Raw genomic sequence first — 19,374 nt, forward strand, 5'->3', positions numbered from 1 at the left:
GCTGACCCGGTTCCCTTCGCGTTAGGCTCATATGCCGTTGCCGGCGTCATCTCCTCGATTGAAAGGGGATGAAAAAAGCCCAAGATCATCTTGGGCTTTTTTTCGGATCTTATTGACCCATCTTCTTGAAGCCGGTCAAGGTTTTTCCTTTCAGGCTTTCGTTCATTTCCTTGATAATGTCCCCGCCGCCGTTTTTCATATAATCGGCTATGACCTTGTCCCAATTGGACAGCGGCAGCTCGCCCATGATCATCTTCACTTGCGCATCGATTACTTTATTGATGGCATCGGTGCCTTTGCCAGTGTTCAAGATAGGAGAGTAGCCGATATAGCCAGGGTCTACGTATTCCTCATAATCGGAATACTCTTTTTCAAGCTGCTGCACATAAGGCTTGAGCAGCGGGTTATTCATAAGCTCTGAATATTTGTTGTCCAGTACGGACGGTGCCCACATATTAGCGTCCGGCAAGTAGCTCGAAGGCATCAAGCCCTGATCCGGCTGGGTAAAGGTCGTGACGCTATTCTCATACGTATAGCCCGTATTCGCTTTGCCGGAGCGGAAGTCGAATGTCTCGTTGTCCGGCGTACGCTCGCTCACCGGAATAAAGGTGCGGCCGTAGTCGACCAGGGACAGGATGCGGTTAATTTTGTCTTCGTCGCCTGCGAGCTTCGCATTCAGAACCGTGATCCGGTAGTATCCGCGTTGAGCGGTTAAGCCTTGGGTGCCGTCCGGCGCTACGAACGGCGGGATGGAGGAAAGCTTGGCATTTGGCGCGACCGAGAGCAGGGAGTTAGCCAGATTCTCGTCCATGCCGCGGATGCCGCCCATGAACATGCCCGCTTTGCCGTTATAGAAGTCGGCTTGGCCGACTTCGAAGCCGGCGTTGGCGCCGAAGCCCTTCGTAATCGCGCCTTTCTTGTACAAATCCGTGAACATGATCACATTTTCTTTGTAGGCGTCGCTAATATAGCCCGGAATCAGGTTGCCGTCGGCATTTTTGTGATACCAAGCGTCGCGATCCCAGTAAGCGCCCATCGCGTAAGACGGAGATGCGCCAGGGCCCATGACCAATCCATACGTATCTTTTTTGCCGTTTTTGTCCGGATCGTCATTGGTGAAGGCTAGCGCGACTTTGGCCAGCTCTTCATAACTGGTCGGCATTTGCAAGCCGAGGTTGTCCAGCCAATCCTGACGGATGACCCAGTTCTGGGTCGGGTTATTCGGATAATAGCGCGGGATGCCCCAGATTTTTCCGTCCTTCGAGGTGACGATCGCCCACACCTCTTCGGGCACCGCCGCCAGCGTTGGATATTTCTTAATATAGTCGTTGAGCGGAAGGAACGCTCCTTGTTCAGCCCAGGTGTGCAGGGTGCCGCCGGCCAAGTATTCTTCTATGCCGAGCACGTCGGGCATGTCGCCGCCCGCGATCGTGGTAGACATCTTCTCTTGATAGCCTTCATACGGTACGATCGTCGGTTTGTAATCGATGTTGAACTTTTCGTTAAGGAGCTTCACGCCTTGTCCGTCGGATGGAGGGATTTTCCCATACGTAAAGTCGAGCATGGAGATCGTGTACTTCTTACCGGTGTCCGGGCTGCCGGATGCCGAGCTGCTGGCCGTCGGGCTGCCGGACGCCGGAGCGGAAGGACTCGAAGAATTGTCATTTGACGAACATGCTGCCATTACGAACAATAGAGAGAATGCAAGTGCGGGCATTGCGATTTTTTTCAACTTGTTCATAGACCTGTTATCCCCTTCACATCGAATTTGGTTGGAGCTGAGGCGCGATCCGGCATACTGCTGACTTTTCTTTGCTGCAATCATCCTTTTACCGAGCCTAACATCACCCTTTAGCGAAGTGCTTTTGCAGAAATGGATAAATGACAAGTATGGGCAACGTAGCGACTAGCACGGCTGCCATTTGAACAGTTTGCGGCGGAGGCGGATCCCGCAGCAGACTGGTCAACAAATTGTTGTCGGGCGGCGAGACGATGACCATCTGCCGCAGGACGACTTGAATCGTCCACTTCGTCGTATCGTTGATGTAGAGAATGACATTAAAGTAAGCGTTCCAGGCATCGACCGCATAGAACAACGCGAAGGCGGCCAGAGCAGGCTTGGACAGCGGGAGCGCGATTTTCGTAAACAGTCGCAGATCATGCGCGCCATCAATGCGCGCAGCTTCGAAAATCTCCTTCGGCAGCCCTTGGAAAAACTGGCGAATGACGATGAGGTTGAAGGTGCTGATTGCGCCGGGCAAAATAAGCGACCAATACGAGTTGATCAAGTGCAAATTGCGAACCATAAGATAGCTGGGAATGAGACCTGGCGAAAATAACAGAGTTAGGATGACCATGCCTAAAATTAGCTTGTAGCCGACGAAGCGATGGGTTAGGGCGAATGCCATTGTGCTTGTCATGAACAGATTGAAGATGGTAATAACGACGGTCAGGCAAGCGCTGACGAGCAAGGCGCGGCTGAACGTTTGCGTGCCGAAAATATATTGGTAGGCCCCAAAATCCCAATGAGAGGGCCATAGAACGATTTTCTTCTGTACGAAATCCGCCGTCGTTGAGAAAGATACGGAGAAGATATACAGCAGGGGGAAGATCATGCAAAGGCTGACAACGGCTAGCAGCAAATAATTGATCCTGTCGAACCATTTATCCGATCTCGTTTTGAAATGCATGACAGATCTCCTCTCTATTCCCTGATGGTCAGCTTAGAATAACCCGTCATGCCCGAATCGCTTGACAATTCGGTTAGCTCCGAGGACTAGTACGAGTCCGACTAAGCCCTTGAACAGGCCCACCGCCGCGCTGAAGCTGTAGTCGCTTTGCTTGATTCCTTTTTCGTATACGAACGTATCGAGGACGTTGCCGATCTCTTTGTTGAACGGATTCAACATGAGGAAAATTTGCTCGAAACCGGAATCGAGTACGGTGCCTAAACGAAGAATGAGCAAAATTACGACGGTAGGGCCGATGGAAGGCACGATGATGTGCCAAATGCGCTTCCAGCGGTTGGCTCCATCTACGATGGCTGCTTCCAGGAGCTCGTGATTGATAGAGGCGAGCGCGGCCAGGAAAATAATTGTGGACCAGCCGGTTTCCTTCCAGATCAGCTCCACGATAACGATCGGGACGAACAGATGGGAATTCGTCATAAAGGATACCCAATCGTAACCCATGTACATCAGCAGTTGGTTAATGAGACCTTCCGGCTTAAGGAAAATGGTCGCGATGCTAATAATGACGACCCAAGAGAAGAAATGCGGCAAATAGACAATAGATTGAATGAAACGTTTGATCCTTTCGTTCGCCAGCTCGTTCAACATGATCGCAAGGAGAATCGGAGCGGGAAACACGAAAACGATTTGCATCAAGGAAATGAACAGCGTATTGCGCAGTACCCGAAGTACTTCGGAATCCTCAAAGATCCGCTGGAAGTTGGCAAACCCGACAAAATCGCTCTCCATGATGCCTTTGAACGGATTAAAGTTCTGAAAGGCGATGACATTGCCGAAAATCGGAATAATCTTGAACATTAGAAAGTAAATCAGGCCAGGCAGCAATAACAGGTAAATATAGCGGTCTCTCCAAAGCCGGTGGGAAAGCGATTGAAAAAAAGTTTTTTGTGTGAGGCTGGAACCCGCGATATTTTCCTTGGCCATCATCCATCGTTCCTCTCGCAGATGGTATATTTCCTGCAGACGAATCCGAACTTGATCTCACAATCCCCATCCGTTGCGGACGAATCGGCGGAGACAGGGACATACACGACTGTGGCTTGCGGCAGCTCTTCGCCCTCCAGGACGGGGCGGCCGGATTCATCGACCCCGGCTATGCTGACGCTCCGCCGAGCCCGTTCCCATTGGTTCACCTCGTCGACCGTCCAAAGCGCGAAGCCGCGCTGCCTGGCTCCGGCTACGACTTCCCGGACCGCTTGTCTGACGGGTTCGAAGTTGTAAATGTGAACCTGATGGAAAAGGAAGTGAGCGACGCCTTCGGATTCCCGAACAATGTTCAGGAACGGATCGACGAGACTGGAATCGTACAGTTCGGGGTGGTTGAGATCCTGGCTCAGAAATCCAATCTCAAGCACGTCGTACGAACGGTTCCCTTCCATAAAATCGCTCACCGGGAAGTAGGGATGGCATGTGCCGAAAATCAGGCCGATATTGCCTTTTTTGCTCGGGCCTCTGGTTTGATCGGACTCGATGCCGTTCTGCTCGCACCATCGGTACAGCTCGCCCCAGCCTTCGAAGCGGGTATAGTGATTCTTGTTGGACGAGATGCGGTCGATGCCGGCCGCATCCCGAAGCCATTTGCTCTGGTTGCGGAAGGCTTCTTCGTCCCATTTGCCGCCCTCCATGTCCAATGCATTATAATGAAGGCACAAGTCGTGTCCATCGGCCTTCACTTCGTCGTAGGTGGCTGACGAATATCCCGGTTCCAGCATACACCATGTCGAACGGGCGTCCACCTCTCTTAGCAGTTGGAGGGTTGCCGCCGCATGCTCGTCCTTGTTAATATCGCTGTCATGGGAGATGACGGCCACGGCCGGAATGCCGGCGGGCCAAAAGCTGAGGAACGGAAGCAGCTTACCCTTCGACAGCGTGATCGAGATCAGATGCCGGATCAATTCTGTCCGCCACCAGTCCGCATACGGATAAGCGTAATATTTCATGCCCGTGGCGGTTGTCAGGCGGTCGTATTCCCAGTCCATCGCGCAACGGTCGTCAGCCTTGAGGAGGCCGTCCTGTACAGGGATCGAACCGTCCGGCGCCGATGCGCCGTCGTCATATACGGGACCGCTCCCTTGCTGCAAGGCGACAATCGAGCCGACTATGTCGATCGACCAGCGCTCGAACGTTCCCCGGCCCAAGGGATAGAGAGCAGCGCCGGGCCCGCTTCGGCGCCCGTTGGACTGCAGGCGTGCAAGCTTCCGGTTTTGGCGGCGTCTTGCACGCCAATCTTGCTCCAGCCTGTCGCAGACAGGAAGCGAATCGGGCCGAGCGCTTCCGGCAGGACGGCGTAGCCTGGGCCGAGCGGGCGTTCCTCGCAATACCCAAGCTTGTGTGCCAGTCCTCTTAGTCCAGCATAGGAGACGACAGTGCCGCCGGCCTCGACGTAATCTTGCAGCTTTTGTCCGTTGTCGGCGTTCTCTTCGCATAGAGCCGGGATCAGAATATCAGGCTTCCATTCCAAGGCGGCTTGCAAGGACTCGAACGCTTGGAAGGGGATGCGGAGGCGGCTCAACGTTTCTTCGATATAGCCTTGGAAAGAGTTGACGCCATACGTTTCTCTTCGTTTCCTTACCGAAGGCTCGTTCACAATTGCTAGGTTACCCATTTCCATTTGGTGCCACTCCCTCGTGAATGAAAGCACTCGCGATTTATATGTCAGACAATATAACACGAATGCGAGCTACTAATCTATAAAATTGGTATAGGTTTAGAACCAATTCCAGTATATCACGATGAGATTGCCGTTTGTCAATAATAAAACGTCAGAAATATTAACTTAAATAAAAAAAGAAACCGCTTCATAAATCCGCGGTTTCTTTGTAAACGCAATCAACTGACATGGACTTACACGCTGTCTTCGGTCAGGACAGGGTCAAGCTCAAGCGCTTGTCTCAGCTTGTCGGTCAAGCGGACGGTCGCTTCGTCCGGTGTTTCGAATCCTGCCCAGAACTTGCTCAGCTCATGGACGAGCGCCGACTCGAGGATCGGATCGGGAAGCATCTCGTTCATGAGTAAAACGGCTCCGAATTTTTCCTCCGTCACGCCTAGCGCGCTGCGCTCGCGCTCCGTCCATACCTCCTCGTTCACCTGTGTATAAACGGACAGGAACTTGGCTTCGGCAGCCATACGTCTCTGTAATCGATATGTATCGCTAACCGGCGAACTGCTTGGCCAGCGCCGTATTCCCGCTCGTCTTCGAATCATCATGCCGTTGGCGATCGCAAGGTTCCTTTGACCGCTTGCGGGCTGGTAGGCAGAGGAAATGACGGTTACGGGAAACGTTGCATTGTTCATGGCGGTCGTCAGCGTCGTCGTCAGGAACATCCGAGCCGTCCCTCGTCGAACAACTGGGCGAGCAGCTCCCAATCGTTGACGGCCATGACCGGGCTTACGCCGTCCCTATAGAGCAGCGTCTGGATGAAGTCCAAAAAACCGCCAGCCCTTCGGTATTCAGCATGCCGGACGGCTCCTGCCGCATCCGATAGCTGTGCTTGCGGGCGAGCACCGGCCAGCGATACAGCGACGAGGACAAACCGAAGCCGTAGATGTCGTTCAGGCCGGGGTTGCCGTCGCCGTTCGAATCTCTTGTGATCGACTTGGCCGCTTCGACAAACTGCTCCCAATTCCAGCTTATTTGCGGTATATGCAGTCCGCTCGTCTCAAACAGATGAGGATTGCAGGCGAGGAATACTGGCGAATACGTAAGCGGGATGGCGTATTGTCCTGTCGGGTGGCCGAATATTTGAAAGAGCTTGTCCTGGGTCATGCCCTGCTCCGGAACGATATCCTCAAGCGTCAGGAACTTGTCGAGCGGCAATCGCTGCATGTCGCCATCGTTCATAATGACGATGTCCGCATGGACGCCGAAGCTGGCCAAATCCTGTAGTAGATCCTCGTTGTTCGTGCCCATTCCGAATAGTCGGAATTCGACGTTCGGATACTGTTCCTTGAACATCTCGATAAGAATCGGCAGCGCCTTGTTCACGTAAGAAGAATGCTGAGGGCAGATGATGTTGATGATGTTGCTCTCATGCTTGCCGATGTCGAGATCTTTCGTAACCATAGTGCCCCGGCCGACCATCTTGACCAGAAGCCCTTCGTTCGTCAGCAGCTCAAGCGCCTGCCGCAGCGAATTCCGGCTAATATCGTATACCTGACAGAGCTCTTTCTCGGGAAGCAGGAACTGACCCGGCTTCAGATAGCCGGACAAAATCTCCGTTCGCAGCTTCCCCGCAAGCTCGATATAACGAAATTCCCTCTTAATCACAAAACCCCTCCATAGCCGTTAATAATACCCTTATTTGTCTTCTTATTAATAATATACTGTCTGCGATAATTTTGGTATAGGTTTGGTACAAATGTCATTGACACTATTTTGTTTCGGGTGCTATAGTGGACTCGTTCAGTTAACTAAAATAGTTTTTTGTATTTTGAAATAAATACAAGGAGGAATAGACATGAAAGGTAATATACCGGTTATACCAACGCCGTTTGTCGACGGCAAGATCGATTACGAAGGCTTTGAAAATTTGATCCGGCATACGTCCGATTTCGTGGAGGGCTATGTCATCGGCGGCAGCACCGGCGAATCGCCGGCATTGTCGGCCGAGGAGCGCATCGAGATCGCCCGCTTTTTTGCCAAGCGCGTGCCGCACATGCACATCGTGATCGGCCTCAATCATACGAATCTGGAAGAAGCCGTGGCAATCGGCCGAGCGGCGGTCGAGGCCGGCATTCGCTCCGCGCTCGTGCCAAGCCCTTATTATTTCCCGAACTCGCTAGAATCGGTGAAGGCGTACGTGAGAAGTCTGGCTGAGCGGACGGGGCTGCAGATCGTCTTCTACGATAACCCGGTCACGACGAAGACGGTATACACCGCCCAGCAACTAATCGAGCTGGCCGCGGCCGTGCCTGCGATCAAGGCGATCAAGATGACGGACCACAACATGGGCAAAATCCGGGCGTTGAAGCAGCAGACATCGCTCGCGGTGTTCGGCGGAGACGACATCATCTGCTTCCGTGCGTTCGAAGCGGGCGTCGACGGGAACATGATTATCGCGCCGATCATCTATCCGAAGGAATTCAAGGAGTGTTGGGATCTGTACCGGGCAGGCAAGCGTCAAGAGAGCTTTGCCGTCTTTTCCGACAAGATTCTGCCGTTCATCCATATGTTCGGTCCGGGGGATGAAATCCCGACGACCAAGGCGTTGTACAAACAGCTCGGCCTGTTCAAGAGTGCGGAGACGCGGCTGCCGCTGCTGCCGTCGGACGAACAGCGCGTCAGCGAGACGTTGCTCGGCTATCCGGTATGAGCAGATGGATCGACCTGACGGGGAAGCTGGAAGACGGGATGTGGAATTATGGGGCGCCGTTCCCTGAGGTCGTCATAGAGAAGGTTGCGGACGCGGCGTTGTTCGGCTATGAAGGCCACGCTTTTCAACTGCATTCCCTGGCGGGAACGTATCTGGAGACGGCCAACCATCTGTTCCCCGACCGGGAGCGGCTTGGCGATGTAAGCATCGACCGTCTGAAGACGAGGGCTTGGGTGGCTCAGTTGCCGAACAAGCGACCGTTTGAATCGATTGGCGCGGCGGAGCTGGAGGAGGCGGTTGGCTCCGTGCTCGAACCGGGCGACGCTCTTCTGATCGCGACCGGATGGGACGCTTATTGGAACAGGGAAGGTTTTACGGAGTCCAGCCCGTACTTTGAGCCCGAGGCAATGGAATGGATCATTGCCCGCGATGTCGGTTTGCTGGGGATGGACATCACATCCATCGAGGACCCGCGCAAGCCTGGCGGCGAGATGACGCTTCTGGCGCGTTATTATGCGAAGGACCGTCTCATGGTCGCGCCGCTCGTAAATCTGCGTGAAGCGGGCAGGGGACCCTGGACGCTGCTGGCGCTGCCGCTGCACATTCCCGATGCGTGCGCCGCCCCTTGCCGGGCGGTCTTGTTCGAACCCTGACTGTAAGGGTCAGGGTTCGGGTATGTAGCCAAGCTTGTTGGAGACAGCCAGCGCTTTGGCGCGGAGCAGCTCGCCGCATTCGCCGAAGGCGCGGCTGGGGAGCTCGCTGCTCAGTGCGGTAATGCCGAGAGCGCCGGCGACCTTCCCGGTATGATTGAAGATGGGGGCGGCGATGCAGCGTATTCCAGCTTCGCCTTCCTCGTCCTCGATGGCGTAGCCCGTCTCCCGCACGCCGACGAGAAACGGCTTGAACTCCTCAAGCGAGGTCATCGTATGCGCCGCCGTCTTGGGCATGCCGTGCTTCGCGATCGCCTGCAACAGCTGATCGTCTGCCATGTAGGCGGCCAGCGCCTTGCCGACGCCGGAATTGTGCAGCAGCTGGGTCTGACCGATTTGCGTGGAGAATTGCACAAAGCCGGGGCCGTTCACCTTGTCGATATACAACGCCTTGTCGTCCTCCAGAATCGCCAGATGGACGGTAAACTTTAAATTCTCCGCCATCCACTCCATCTCGGGCCTTGCGGCCTGGCGAATATCCAGCTTGGACAGCCGCTCCATTCCGACGTTGTAAAGCTTTAGGGTCAGTTGATACTTCCCGTCTTCCGTCTTGGCGACGTATCCGAGATGCTCAAGCTCGCTAAGGATCGTAAATATCGACGATTTGGGCAAGCCGGTCCGATCGTAAATATCGGTAATACCGAGCGTATCCCTGGAGGACGCCAGCATCTCCATGATCGACATTCCCTTAGCCAAAGCGGGAACGCTGTATTGTCTCTTCATCAGCACACCTTATTCAAAATACTGAAAAACGTTTCTGAAGCCCATTAAAGCATATTCTTATGAATCTCGCAATGAAAAAGGAGTGATTGGCTTGAAGTTGCATTTTGTTGGAGATGTACAGGATGTGAAAGAGGGGTTCGCCGAGATCGCGGCGGAAGCGGGAATCGAGCTCTCCCCAGAAGGGCGCGTTGTCGAGGTCGTCCGCCATGACGACAACCGGATCGTCGTCGAGGCCGCGGGCGGAAGCCTTCGCATCGCCTACCGCAAAAAAATACACTTTTTCCGGGCAATCGGCCTGCTTGTCGAAGCTTTGCGCGAGCGCGACGCGTTCCGAATCGAGGAAGAACCGCAGTTCGACATGAATGGTCCGATGTTCGACGTTTCCCAGGGCGGTGCCGTCATCCGCGTGGAAGCCATCAAAGCTTTTCTGCGAAAAATGGCGCTAATGGGTCTGGACATGATCATGCTGTATGCCGAAGACAGCTTCGATGTGGCCGAGCAGCCTTACTTCGGCTATATGCGGGGACGTTACTCGCAAGCGGAAATCAAAGAGATGGACGATTATGCGTACAAGCTCGGCATTGAGATGATTCCTTGCATCCAGACGCTCAGCCATCTGGCCGACGTGCTCAAGTGGAACGTCTTCGCGGACATCCGGGACGATCACGAGACGCTGCTGGTCGGACATGACCGCACCTACGAATTCGTGGAGCAGATGATCGCGGCGGCGTCCGCGCCTGTGCGGACGAAGCGGATCCATATCGGGATGGACGAGGCGTGGAGGCTCGGTCTCGGCGATTATTTGGTCCGCAACGGGCTGCGCTCCAAGTTCGACATAATGAACGACCATCTGAAGAGAGTTATGGAAATCGTTGAGCGGCTCGGCCTCGAGCCGATGATGTGGAGCGACATGTACTTCCGCGCCGGCTCGCCCAAGGGCGATTATTACGACCACGAGTCTGTCATTTCCGACGAAGTTATCGCGGGCATGCCGAAGAACATCCAATACGTGTATTGGGACTATTACCACTACGACGAGGCGTTCTACACCGAATGGGTTCGGCGTCACAAGCGCTTCGGCTCAACCCCGATATTCGCAGGAGGCATCTGGAATTGGAAGGGGTTCGTCCTGAACTATGGCGCCACCTTAGATTCGACCAACGCGGCGCTTAATGTGTGCAAGCGGGAAGGCGTCCGGGAAGTGATCGCTACTCTGTGGGGCGACGACGGAACGGAGTGCGACTGGTTCTCCGCGCTGCTCGGCTTGCAGCTGTTCGCGGAGCATGGCTACGCGGCGGAGCTCGACGAGGACAAGCTGCGCCGCCGCTTCCATTATTGCACGGGAGCGCAAATGGACGACTTCATGGCGATCAAGAACATCGATGAGCCGCCTGGCATCAAGCCGGGCAACCTGGAGACGTACAATCCTTCGCGCTATATGCTGTGGCAGAACGTCATGATGGGCATGTTCGACGCCAATCTGCGCGGACTGGAAATGGCCGGGCATTACGCCGGATTGCAGCAGGAGATGGCGCTGTACGCGACCCGCAACGGGGAGTACGGCTTCGTGTTCGAGGTGCTGGAGCGGCTGTGCGGCGTGCTCGCGCTTAAGGCGGACGTCGGCATTCGGATCACGGATGCCTATCTGGCCGGGGAACGGGCCGCGCTGGCACAGCTGGCGCAAGAGACGCTTCCGGAAATTCGGGCGCGGGTCGTGAAGCTGCGAGCCTATCATATAGAGCGCTGGCACATTGTTAACAAGCCGTTCGGCTGGGACATTATCGATCTGCGCTACGGCGGACTGCTGGCTAGCCTTGACACGGCGATCGATCGCATCTCCGGCTATGTCGAGGGACGCGTCGAGCGGTTGGAGGAGCTTGAAGAGCAGCGTCTGCCGTTCCAGAGCCAGCAGGGCCTTGTAGATTGTTATTTGTATAAGCATATGCCAACGCCGAGCCGCATTTCGCAATAAGGCCGCGTTCGGAAAGGAAGGCGAATGCCATGAACGGGAATGAACGGCTGTCGGCGTCGATCCGGCACTGGATCGCGTCGAATCGCTGCCGGATGACGGACCTGCTGTCCGAGCTCATTCGGTACGATACGGTCAATCGGGTCGTCGACGGGACGGAGCGGGAGTGCCAGCTTGCCTTGCACGCCAAGCTTCTGGAGCTTGGAATGGAGGCGGAGCTGTATAGTCCCGAGGAGGTGTCCGGCTTCCGCGAGCATCCCGCCTACTATCCAGGCAAGGATTATCGCGACAGGCCGAACGTCAGCGCGGCATGGAAAGGGGCAGGCGGCGGGCGATCGTTGCTATTCTCCAGCCATATCGATACGGCGGCCGTAGCGCCGGGCTGGACGACGGACCCTCACGCACCGTACATCGAGGGCAACAAGCTGTACGGGCTCGGCTCCTACGATATGAAGGGCGGGCTAGTCGCCTCCGCCATGGCGGTGCGCTGCCTGATGGAGCTTGGCGTTACGTTGCGCGGGGACGTACGGATCGAATCGGTCGTCGACGAAGAATTCGGCGGCGCTAACGGCACTGTCGCCGGCCGCGCCCGCGGCGATCACGCCGACGCCGTCATCATTCCCGAGCCGACGAACCTGGCTCTGTATCCGGCTACCCGGGGAGGGGCGCTGTGGCGCGTCACCTTCCAGGGGACAACGGGGCTGTCGTTCAACGGGGAGACGGTACGCAATCCGGCGAGCGATGCGGCCCGATTCATCGTCTATCTTGAACAGCACGAGAAGGAGCGGGCTCGGCAGTCGGGACCGGCTCCTTGGTATTCGGATTCGAAGGAGACGCTGCCGATTATCGTCACCAGATTGGAAGCCGGGGATCTCGATTCGCCGCTATGCGACGTCGGTCCGGTCGAGTGCCATGTCGACATTTGGGTCGAATGCTATCCCGGCATAGACGAGGATGGGCTGCGCGAGGAGCTGCTGACGGGCTACGAGCGCTTCTGCGGCGGCAGCTGCGAGCAAGGGCTGGCGCGGCCGGCTTTCGCCAGGATGATCCGCTTCTTGCCGGGCAGCTCCGTCGATCCGGACTTCCCGCTGCTGCCGATTTTGGCCAGGGAGATCGAGGCATCCACAGGTCGGCCGGCCGAAGTGACGGGCTCGCCGTTCGCCTGCGACGCCTTTGTCTTTAACGAGTACAGCCCGTCCAAGGCGCTCATCCTCGGTCCGTCGGGCGGCAATGCCCACGCGCCGGGCGAGTTCGTCGATCTGGACAGCTTGGATACGCTGGTCGAAATTTATGCGCGGGCTATCATTAATTGGTGCGGTTTGTCCTCGGACGATCGTATTTTGGCTGTAGAACAGGAGGAGCGCGCATGAGACAGGCAGTAAGAACGAAGGATGCGTCGATCGGCAGCGGCCCGTATTCCCAGGGCATCAAGGCAGGCAACATGCTGTTCGTATCGGGTCAAGGCCCATTGGATGCGAACGGGGCGATCCTGTCCGGGGACATCGAAGCCGAGGCGAGGCTGACGATGGACAACGTCCGGGAGATTGTCGAAGCCGGCGGCTTCACGATGAACGATGTCGTCAAGGTGGGAGTCTATTTGGCCAGTCTGGCGGATTTCGACCGGTTCAATGCGGTATACAAGACGTATTTCAACGAGCCTTATCCTGCTAGGACTTGCGTAGAGGCGGGGCTGGACGGCATTAAGGTCGAGATCGACGCGATCGTATGCAAGCATAATTAAATGGAAGGAGCGGGCTGCATATGCAACGGTTTGCCAATCTCACGACGCTGGTTACGGGAGCGGGACAAGGCATCGGATTTGCCATCGCTGAGCGATTCGCGGCCGAGGGGGCCCACGTCCTGCTCGCGGACATTAAGGAGTCGACGTTGATCGAGGCGGAGGAGAAGCTGCGGGCAGCCGGATATTCGGCATCTCGTTACGCGTTCGACGTATCAAGCCCGGATCAGGTCGATGAGGCTATCAGCAGGATGATCGGGGAGCGAGGCGAGATTCACATTCTCGCAAACAATGCGGGAATCGCCTCGGAGGAGCCGTTCGTTGACATCCCCGACGAGCGGTGGCGCCGGATGATCGACGTCAACCTGAACGGGATGTTCTATGTCGCTCAACGCGTCAGCCGTGCCATGGTTCGCCAAGGCAAGGGGACGATCGTCAACATGGCTTCAACCAACGGCCTGGTCGGCGAAGCCGGCTACGCCCACTATAACGCGTCGAAGGGCGGCGTCGTACTGCTCACGAAGACGATGGCCATCGAGCTTGGCAGATCGGGCATTCGGGTCAACGCCGTTTGTCCGGGCTATATCGTAACGCCGTTGTCCGCGTCGATCGACAGCGAGGGGGTCGTCGAGCGATATGTCGAACGCTACATTCCGCTCGGCCGAACGGGCAAGCCGGAAGACGTAGCCAGCGTATTCGCATTCCTCGCTTCGGACGATGCCGCCTTCATTACGGGCGAATGCATCGTCGTGGACGGCGGCCAACTTGCTTTCTAGAAGGGGGCTGCAGCATGAACAAGCAGGACTTGGATACGCCATGCATTGTGGTTGATCAAGACAAACTGAAGGACAATATCGCTCGCGTCCAGCGGCTGGCCGATGAGGCTGGCATAGCTCTCCGGCCGCATGTCAAGACGCATAAGACTCCCCAGATTGCCGGAATGCAGTTGAACGCCGGCGCTGTCGGAATTGCCGTGGCCAAGCTCGGAGAAGCGGAAGCGATGGCCGACGGCGGAATCGGCCCGATTCTGATCGCTTACCCGATCGTTGGGAAGACCAAGCTAGAGCGGTTGATGCGGCTTGCGTCCCGCGCGGAGGTGACGGTCGCCGTCGATAGTCTGGAGGCGGCCTCCGGGATTTCAGAAGCGGCGTTGAAGGCGGGTATAGTTATAGAGGTCTGGATCGAGATCGACCCGGGCTACGGACGAACGGGAGTTCAGCCGGGAGCGGCTCTTTCGCTTCTTGGGCACGAACTGCGGACGTTGAAGGGAATTCGCGTAACCGGCGTGCTCGTATTTGCCGGTCAATCGTATGACGAGGACAGCGACGACGGCCGCGCCCGGATCGCCATGCGCGAGGCGGCGATTGCGTCGGAGGCGGCCGATACGTTACGGGATATGGGCTTTCCTATCGAATCGGTCAGCGCGGGCTCGACGCCGGTCAGCCGATTCGCTTCCGCCATGAAGGGCGTGACGGAGATGCGTTCCGGCACCTACGTCTTCGGCGATCTGACACAGGTTAAGGCAGAGGCGATGAGCCTGGAGCAGTGCGCGCTCACCGTGCTGGTAACCGTCGTTAGCCGCCCGCGCCGGACAGAGCCGTCGTCGATGCAGGGACCAAGGTGTTCACTTCGGACGGAGAGGATTCACCGATCGGCACGGGGCGAGGATTTGTGATCGGTCATCCGGCCATTACGGTTGCCTGGTTCAACGAGGAGCACGGCGTATTGCATCTGCCGCCGGAGGAGCGGGGGCTGAAGGTTGGGGACAAGCTGGAGATTGTGCCCGTCCACTGCTGCGCGGTCGTCAATATGCTGGATGTGATCAACTTGATCGACGGGGACCAGGTGAAGGATGTGCTGCCAATCGCCGGACGCGGAAGGGTGAGATAGATGAAAAACGCAGACGAATGGGAGCCGGTCGCTCTGGCGTTGCCGCCGTCCTCGCTGGGCGAAGGACCTTGCTGGGACGAAGGCACAGGCACGCTGCTGTGGATCGATATTACGAGCGCAAAAGTTTGCCGTCTCGATCCGGGAAGCGGAAAAGTCGAATCGTACCCGGCTCCGGAATGGATTAGCACGATCGTGCCATGCGCGGGCGGCGGCTGGATCGCCGCCGCCTATCACAGTCTATACCGCTGGGAGCCCGGTAGTTCGGTATTTGAGGAGTGTCTGCGCTTGGACGGCTTGCCCGCTCACGTCCGTTTCAACGACGGCAAAGCTGGCCCGGACGGGCGGTTGTGGTTCGGGACGATGGACATGAACGGGAGTCTGCCGCTCGGGAGCCTGTATCGGATCGACCGAGACTTGAGCGTCTTCGAAGCCTTGCGCGGCGTGACTTGTTCCAACGGGCTGGACTGGAGCCTGGATGGCCGCGAGATGTATTATATCGATTCGGCTGTACGCGAGGTTCGCGCTTATGCCTTTGACGACAAGCAAGGCGAGCTGGGAGAGAGGCGCACGGCTATTCGTCTGGAGGAAGGCACGAATGGAGTGCCGGACGGCATGACGCTCGATTCCGAAGGGATGCTCTGGATCGCACAGTGGGGCGGTTCGCGCGTAGCCCGCTGGAATCCGGCGGGCGGCTCGTTGCTGACGGAGGTGCGTCTTCCCGTTCTGCAGCCTTCAAGCTGCGCGTTCGGCGGCGAGCGGCTGCAGACGCTTTATATAACCAGCGCATCCGACGGCTTGCAGGCGGCGGAGCTGAACGCCTATCCGCGCTCGGGCGCGTTGTTCGCCGTGGATACGAGCGCTGCCGGACTGTCCGGAAGAAGACCGTACTCATTCGACATGGCTTACTAATTGGAGGATCGTACGATGAAGCTGCTGCATTATCGAGAAGACGGAAAAATCAAATTAGGGATTGCGACCGTTCACGGCGTCGTCGACGTCGAAGCCGCTGTTGGAGGGGAAGCGGCGCCGGAGCTGAAGTCTGCGGACGCCGCGCTCGCGGCCGGCGGCGAAGCGTTGGATCGCCTGAGAGAGCTTGACCGCCGCATCGCGGAAGAAGGGCCGGCGGCATTCAAGGAGTCGCTTCGCAATGAAGCGGAGCTCTCGCTTGAGCCTTGCGTGGTGAGGCCGGGCAAATTGATCTGCGTAGGCCTTAACTACCGAAGGCACGCCGAGGAAACGGGTTCGCCCATTCCGGCGTACCCGATTTTGTTCAACAAATTCGACAATGCACTGTCGGCCCACGGCCGCGACATTCGCTTGCCGAAGACGTCGGACAAGACGGATTACGAGGCGGAGCTTGGCATCGTAATCGGCCGCACGGCGTTCGACGTGGCGCCCGAAGAGGCGCTGGACTATGTCGGCGGGTACTGCAATGTCAATGACGTATCGGCCCGCGACCTGCAAGTGAGAACTTCGCAATGGCTGCTCGGCAAAAGCCTCGACGGCTTCTGCCCGATCGGCCCGTACCTGGTGACGGCGGACGCCGTTCCCGAGCCGAATTCGCTGGGCATCCGCTGTACGGTTAACGGCGAGCTTCGCCAAAGCTCGAATACGAGCGACATGATTTTCGATTGCCGCACGATCGTAAGCTACATCTCTCGCCATATGACGCTGCAGCCGGGCGATCTGATCATGACCGGTACGCCGGAGGGCGTCGTGTTAGGCTATCCCGAGGATCGTCAGGTGTACCTCAAGACGGGAGATATCGTCACCGTAGAGATCGACGGTCTCGGCTCGTTGACGAACCGATTCATCTAAAGGAGTGAACGACGAGATGAAAGCTTTGGTCTATACCGCTCCCGAAGTAATGGAGCTTATGGATTGCCCGGTGCCTGAGCCGGGTCCGGACGAGGTGCTGATCCGGGTCGCGTACTCTGGTATTTGCGGCTCGGAGCTGAGCGGCTTCCTGGGACATAACTCGCTGCGCAAGCCGCCGATGATCTTCGGTCACGAGCTGTCAGGCATCATCGAGGATGCCGGTGCCTCCGGCGAATCGCATGGCCTGCGCAGAGGCATGCGCGTTACGGCCAACCCGCTCGTCACTTGCGGCCGCTGCAGCTATTGTCTTGGCGGTCAAGAGTCGCTGTGTCCGGAGCGCAAGCTGCTCAGTGCCGCGCTGCCCGGCAGCAATGCCGAATTCGTTAAGCTGCCCGCCGAATTCGTTCATCCGCTGCCCGATCATGTGACGCTGACCGACGGCGCTTTGACGGAGCCCGTCGCTTGCGGCGCGCGCGTAGCGGAACTGACGGCGGCGGGTCCGGAGGATACGGTGCTCGTCATGGGAATGGGTCCGATCGGCGTGTTCGCGCTTCAGGCGGTGCTGCTCAGCGGAGCGGGACGAGTAATCGCCGTCGACCTAAGCGACGACCGGCTTTCTTTTGCATCTTCGCTGGGCGCGATTGCCGTGAATCCGCGGACCGAGGATCTTGCCGCGCGCGTTCGGGAATTGACGGACGGGCGAGGAGTCAGCGCGGCGATTGATGCCGTGGGGGCTGCCGCCACGCGCCGCCAGTGCGCCGAATCGGTCATGACCGGAGGACGGCTTATCTTCACGGGGCTGCATCAGGCCGATACTGCGCTCGACTTCAACGACCTGGTGCGTCGCGAGCTCAAAATTATCGGTTCCTTCGCCTATTCCAAGGCAAACTTCAGACAGGCGCTCGATTGGATCGCCGAGGGACGCATCGGGCTGGGAGACCGCATGGAGATCGCGCCGCTGGCGGACGGCGCCGTGTGGTTCGACAAGCTGATTCGGGCTCCGGGCCGAGAAATCAAGGTGCTGCTGAAAATCTCTGAGCTGCAGGACGTCATTTAAATAGGTAGAGATGCTCCGGGACGATCATTGTCTCTCGCGGCGGCATTGGCGCTTATGAAGGAATGGTGAGCGGACGGAGAATGGAGCCGGGGCTCCGTCATGACTGGAATAGAGGGCTCTCCGATTGACCGAAAGGTCCTTGGAGAGCCTTGAGCCGTTATGGAACATAACATGGAGGCGAACTAAGGATGGACAACGATTCTCGGGAGAAGAAGATACGGCTGATGTCGGAGCAGGAACGGGAGACGACCGTTCGATTCTATCGCCACCTGCACCGGCATCCGGAACTGAGCTTCGAAGAGCAGCGTACTTCCGCGCTTGTGGCGGAGGAATTGCGCAAGCTTGGCTATCGCGTGCGCGAGCGAGCGGGAAAGTTCGGGGTAATTGCCGATTTGGAAGGGGCGGCGGACGGCCCTACCGTTGCGCTCAGGGCGGATATGGACGCGCTTCCGATCGAGGAGGAGACGGGGCTGCCGTTCGCTTCGACCGTTCCGGGCGTCATGCATGCTTGCGGGCATGATGCGCATACGGCAATGCTGCTCGTTGCGGCGCGTATACTGGCTTCGCACCGGGGCGAGCTGCGCGGGCGGCTTCGGCTGCTCTTTCAATCCGCCGAGGAGATCAATGCGGGCGCCAAAGCGATGATCGGGGACGGCGGCTTGGAAGGAGTGGCGGAAATTTACGGACTGCACAACTGGCCCGCGTTGCCGGCGGGAGTCGCGGCCGTGAAGGAAGGCGCGTTGATGGGGGCGGTGGATCGGTTGGACATTGAAGTTCGGGGAAGAGGCGGACACGGCGCGATTCCCGATCTGGCGGCCGATCCGATCGTAGCTTCTTCCGCGGTAGTTCTGGCGTTGCAGACGGCGGTGAGCCGGGAACTGTCGCCGTTCGAGCCGTCCGTTGTGACGATCGGCAGCTTCCATGGCGGTCATGCCAACAATGTCATACCCGACCGCTCGCTGCTGACCGGCACGGTGCGAACGCTCAGCCCGAAGGCCAGAGCCGACATTCGCGGCAAGCTGATCCGCCTAATTTCCAAGACGGCGGAGGCATACAACTGCAGCGCCGAAGTCGAATACACGGAACAGGTGCCGGCGGTTATCAACGATTCCGGCTGTGCGGTGGCGGTTCGAGAGGCGCTTGTCCGGACGTTCGGAACGGAGCGAGTTCGGACGGCCGATCCGACGATGGCCGGGGAGGACTTTGCCGTGTACCAGGAGAGGGTTCCCGGTTGTTTTTTCTGGATCGGCTCCGGTCCGAAGCAAGGCAGCGAAGCGGCCTATGGGCTTCATCATCCCAAATTCAGAATAGACGAGGATTGCCTTCCTGCGGGGGTCGCCGCTCTGGTCTCGATTGCTTTGGCCCGGTTGGCGCCATCTTGATGAAAGAAAATAGCGGGAAAACGGA

Annotated in this window: 20 protein-coding genes; 12 read left to right on the forward strand and 8 right to left on the reverse strand. The window is 57.5% G+C overall.

Features of this window, described 5'->3' with window-relative positions:
* Positions 1 to 109: 109 nt before the first annotated feature.
* The 7 genes from D3H35_RS02805 to D3H35_RS02835 all read right to left on the reverse strand — a co-directional run bounded on the left by D3H35_RS02805 (position 110) and on the right by D3H35_RS02835 (position 7,017).
* Positions 110 to 1,741, reverse strand: a complete 1,632-nt coding sequence (locus tag D3H35_RS02805) for a type 2 periplasmic-binding domain-containing protein (protein ID WP_158593911.1) — start codon at positions 1,739 to 1,741, stop codon at positions 110 to 112.
* A gap of 103 nt (positions 1,742 to 1,844) precedes the next feature.
* Positions 1,845 to 2,690 carry a carbohydrate ABC transporter permease gene (locus D3H35_RS02810; RefSeq protein ID WP_325049991.1) on the reverse strand — a complete coding sequence of 282 codons (846 nt, stop codon included), beginning with the start codon at positions 2,688 to 2,690 and terminating at the stop codon, positions 1,845 to 1,847.
* 33 nt (positions 2,691 to 2,723) lie between these two features.
* Positions 2,724 to 3,677 carry an ABC transporter permease gene (locus tag D3H35_RS02815; protein WP_119147678.1) on the reverse strand — a complete coding sequence of 318 codons (954 nt, stop codon included), beginning with the start codon at positions 3,675 to 3,677 and terminating at the stop codon, positions 2,724 to 2,726.
* Positions 3,674 to 4,888, reverse strand: a complete 1,215-nt coding sequence (locus D3H35_RS02820; RefSeq protein WP_119147679.1) for a polysaccharide deacetylase family protein — start codon at positions 4,886 to 4,888, stop codon at positions 3,674 to 3,676. The genes D3H35_RS02815 and D3H35_RS02820 overlap by 4 nt, the downstream gene beginning before the upstream one ends.
* Positions 4,849 to 5,361 (reverse strand): hypothetical protein, encoded by a 513-nt coding sequence (locus D3H35_RS02825; RefSeq protein WP_119147680.1) that lies wholly within the window; start codon positions 5,359 to 5,361, stop codon positions 4,849 to 4,851. Before D3H35_RS02825 ends, D3H35_RS02820 begins: the two co-directional genes overlap by 40 nt.
* Positions 5,362 to 5,594: 233 nt before the next feature.
* Positions 5,595 to 6,074, reverse strand: coding sequence for a hypothetical protein (locus tag D3H35_RS02830; RefSeq protein ID WP_119147681.1), 480 nt, complete (start codon positions 6,072 to 6,074; stop codon positions 5,595 to 5,597).
* Between the two features lie 64 nt (positions 6,075 to 6,138).
* Positions 6,139 to 7,017: an extracellular solute-binding protein gene (locus D3H35_RS02835; RefSeq protein ID WP_119147682.1), complete on the reverse strand. Its 879-nt coding sequence runs from the start codon at positions 7,015 to 7,017 to the stop codon at positions 6,139 to 6,141.
* Positions 7,018 to 7,207: 190 nt separating this feature from the next.
* On the opposite strand from D3H35_RS02835, the gene D3H35_RS02840 reads away from it, so the two are divergent.
* Positions 7,208 to 8,062 (forward strand): dihydrodipicolinate synthase family protein, encoded by an 855-nt coding sequence (locus D3H35_RS02840; protein ID WP_119147431.1) that lies wholly within the window; start codon positions 7,208 to 7,210, stop codon positions 8,060 to 8,062.
* Positions 8,059 to 8,715, forward strand: coding sequence for a cyclase family protein (locus D3H35_RS02845; protein ID WP_119147683.1), 657 nt, complete (start codon positions 8,059 to 8,061; stop codon positions 8,713 to 8,715). Before D3H35_RS02840 ends, D3H35_RS02845 begins: the two co-directional genes overlap by 4 nt.
* A gap of 9 nt (positions 8,716 to 8,724) precedes the next feature.
* Here the strand turns inward: D3H35_RS02845 and D3H35_RS02850 are convergent, their stop codons facing one another.
* Complete coding sequence (locus tag D3H35_RS02850) at positions 8,725 to 9,495, reverse strand: IclR family transcriptional regulator (RefSeq protein WP_119147684.1); 771 nt, start codon at positions 9,493 to 9,495, stop codon at positions 8,725 to 8,727.
* 82 nt (positions 9,496 to 9,577) lie between these two features.
* On the opposite strand from D3H35_RS02850, the gene D3H35_RS02855 reads away from it, so the two are divergent.
* From D3H35_RS02855 to D3H35_RS02900, 10 genes are all read left to right on the forward strand, one after another.
* Positions 9,578 to 11,467 carry a family 20 glycosylhydrolase gene (locus D3H35_RS02855; RefSeq protein ID WP_378125040.1) on the forward strand — a complete coding sequence of 630 codons (1,890 nt, stop codon included), beginning with the start codon at positions 9,578 to 9,580 and terminating at the stop codon, positions 11,465 to 11,467.
* A 29-nt stretch (positions 11,468 to 11,496) separates the two neighbouring features.
* Positions 11,497 to 12,834: a M20 family metallopeptidase gene (locus D3H35_RS02860; RefSeq protein ID WP_119147686.1), complete on the forward strand. Its 1,338-nt coding sequence runs from the start codon at positions 11,497 to 11,499 to the stop codon at positions 12,832 to 12,834.
* Entirely contained in the window at positions 12,831 to 13,205 is a 375-nt protein-coding gene (locus tag D3H35_RS02865; RefSeq protein WP_119147687.1) for a Rid family detoxifying hydrolase, read from the forward strand. The genes D3H35_RS02860 and D3H35_RS02865 overlap by 4 nt, the downstream gene beginning before the upstream one ends.
* 20 nt (positions 13,206 to 13,225) lie before the next feature.
* The gene (locus tag D3H35_RS02870) at positions 13,226 to 13,978 is read left to right on the forward strand and encodes an SDR family NAD(P)-dependent oxidoreductase (protein ID WP_119147688.1); all 753 of its coding nucleotides are present in this window, start codon (positions 13,226 to 13,228) and stop codon (positions 13,976 to 13,978) included.
* Positions 13,979 to 13,992: 14 nt separating this feature from the next.
* Positions 13,993 to 14,877, forward strand: a complete 885-nt coding sequence (locus D3H35_RS02875) for an alanine racemase (RefSeq protein WP_158593912.1) — start codon at positions 13,993 to 13,995, stop codon at positions 14,875 to 14,877.
* Positions 14,823 to 15,092 carry a hypothetical protein gene (locus tag D3H35_RS02880; RefSeq protein WP_119147690.1) on the forward strand — a complete coding sequence of 90 codons (270 nt, stop codon included), beginning with the start codon at positions 14,823 to 14,825 and terminating at the stop codon, positions 15,090 to 15,092. Before D3H35_RS02875 ends, D3H35_RS02880 begins: the two co-directional genes overlap by 55 nt.
* Positions 15,093 to 16,001, forward strand: coding sequence for an SMP-30/gluconolactonase/LRE family protein (locus D3H35_RS02885; protein ID WP_119147691.1), 909 nt, complete (start codon positions 15,093 to 15,095; stop codon positions 15,999 to 16,001).
* 15 nt (positions 16,002 to 16,016) lie between these two features.
* Positions 16,017 to 16,910: a fumarylacetoacetate hydrolase family protein gene (locus D3H35_RS02890; protein WP_119147692.1), complete on the forward strand. Its 894-nt coding sequence runs from the start codon at positions 16,017 to 16,019 to the stop codon at positions 16,908 to 16,910.
* Between the two features lie 16 nt (positions 16,911 to 16,926).
* Positions 16,927 to 17,967 (forward strand): zinc-dependent alcohol dehydrogenase, encoded by a 1,041-nt coding sequence (locus D3H35_RS02895; RefSeq protein ID WP_119147693.1) that lies wholly within the window; start codon positions 16,927 to 16,929, stop codon positions 17,965 to 17,967.
* A 188-nt stretch (positions 17,968 to 18,155) separates the two neighbouring features.
* Positions 18,156 to 19,349, forward strand: coding sequence for a M20 metallopeptidase family protein (locus D3H35_RS02900; protein WP_233567718.1), 1,194 nt, complete (start codon positions 18,156 to 18,158; stop codon positions 19,347 to 19,349).
* Positions 19,350 to 19,374: the final 25 nt, after the last annotated feature.

Source organism: Cohnella faecalis (assembly GCF_003570905.1).
GTDB classification, from domain to species: domain Bacteria; phylum Bacillota; class Bacilli; order Paenibacillales; family Paenibacillaceae; genus Cohnella; species Cohnella faecalis.